Raw genomic sequence first — 1,744 nt, forward strand, 5'->3', positions numbered from 1 at the left:
TACTTATGGTATCTTGCAATTGCGAATATCTTCGTATACTTCATCCGTTATGGCGTAGTAAGCTGGGCGCCTACTTATTTGACTGCTGTGAAAGGCTTTACAAAAGAAGGTTCCCGTTGGGCTTACTTCTTATACGAATGGGCTGGTATTCCAGGCATGCTCGTAAGTGGCTATTTGAGTGACCGCGTATTCCGCGGCCGTCGTGCTCCAGCTACCATCTGCTTCATGCTATTCGTTATCTTGGCGATCCTTGTTTACTGGTTCAACCCAGCAGGCAATATCCTTATCGATAACTTAGCACTTATCGCTATTGGCTTCCTCATCTACGGTCCTGTTATGATGATTGGCCTTCAAGCAGCAGACATGGTACCACGTGTAGCAACAGGTGGCGCTACTGGTCTTACAGGCCTTCTTGGTTACCTCATCGGTTCCGCTGGTGCTGGTGCGTTCATGGGTCTCATGGTTGACCTTTATGGTTGGGATGGCGGCTTCGTGGCCCTCGTTGGTGCATGTATCCTCGCTATCGTATTCCTACTTCTCACACTTGGTGACAAATCCCAAGCAAAAGAATAATCTACAACTAGCTGTTGTATGAACGTAAAAATCCCCTAGTAACACATGGTTACTAGGGGATTTTATTATGTCTTAAAATATATACTGTACTAAATTCTATGCTACACACAAAGAACCATTTAAAACTTTCAAATTGTACACGAGACCAAGTCGTGCCAAACCGTGCAATGCAACAGCCGTAACAGGAGCGATAAGACCAAGTACGCCCACGCAGATGATCGCTACGTGGAATACAATAGACACGATGAGTAGACCTAAATGAGACTGCTTTGTTCCTTTTGAAAGCTCCGATACAGGAGATGCATCATCCACAAGGGAGCCCATCATTAACGCCACTAAAATAAGTTCCAAGGAACATGGGCATAGTACCAATAACAATGTTATAGTATGTATGAAATCCTGTGTCAATGCAAAGGAGCCCATAGATAATAGCAATACAGCCACAACAATGACAGATGAATAATTGTTAATGCCCTGACGCATAGCAACGAGTTGTGCTGGCATTGTAGGCAGCATATCATCATCTACAGTGTAATGTGACTCACCCGTAATAAGCTGCTCCAGAAAGAAACCTGCCTGTACGATGAGCCCCACATAGGCCGCCGTATGATAATCGCCAATGGAAATAAGCGCCACCATGGCCACTACAATGAGAAAATTAGCATGGATCTCTAAACGCTCCCAAATACTTTGAACACTGTTAATAAGCAGTGGTAAACCACAAACTAGAACCGTCACCCAAGCCAAATCAATTACAGGATTGAACGACTCTGTGATGACATCTAATAGAATAAATAAAACACCTAGTGCCAAAATAGCACCTTGCGTGAATAACGACACCTGCGCCGATAAAGACTGTAAAAATTTCATATAGACCTCTCTATACACTAGAACCGGCCTTACTTACTCCGGAAATAAAACACAAAACAACACAATAATAATTCAAAACTCTTTATACCTTAAGCAATTTAAAACGATCTGTGCCTAAAGTAATTTAAAACACTTTGTACCTAAGGTAATTTAAAACACTTTGTACCTAAGGTAATTTAAAACGCTTTGTACCTGAGGTAATGTAAACTTTATATACCTGAGGTAATGTAAACTTTATATACCTGAGGTAATGTAACCTCTATGTACCCATAGGGGTATATATACAATGTAAATATTATAC

At 41.6% G+C, this 1,744-nt stretch carries 2 protein-coding genes; one reads left to right on the plus strand and one right to left on the minus strand.

Going from position 1 to position 1,744, the window contains the following annotated elements; all coding sequences use genetic code 11:
* A partial coding sequence (locus QZ334_RS08270) for an MFS transporter (protein WP_295233601.1) occupies window positions 1-573 on the plus strand: 573 nt, incomplete at its 5' end.
* A 96-nt stretch (window positions 574-669) separates the two neighbouring features.
* Here the strand turns inward: QZ334_RS08270 and QZ334_RS08275 are convergent.
* A complete protein-coding gene (locus QZ334_RS08275) occupies window positions 670-1,443 on the minus strand; it encodes a hypothetical protein (RefSeq protein WP_295233604.1) in 774 nt (257 codons plus the stop codon).
* Window positions 1,444-1,744 lie beyond the last annotated feature (301 nt).

It is taken from the genome of Veillonella sp. (genome assembly GCF_019414865.1).
Classification (GTDB): Bacteria; Bacillota; Negativicutes; order Veillonellales; family Veillonellaceae; genus Veillonella.

What these genes read in the sequence shown, in the direction of transcription:
- QZ334_RS08275 (WP_295233604.1), bottom strand. Translation starts at nt 1,443, where the DNA reads ATGAAATTTTTACAGTCTTTATCGGCGCAGGTGTCGTTATTCACGCAA.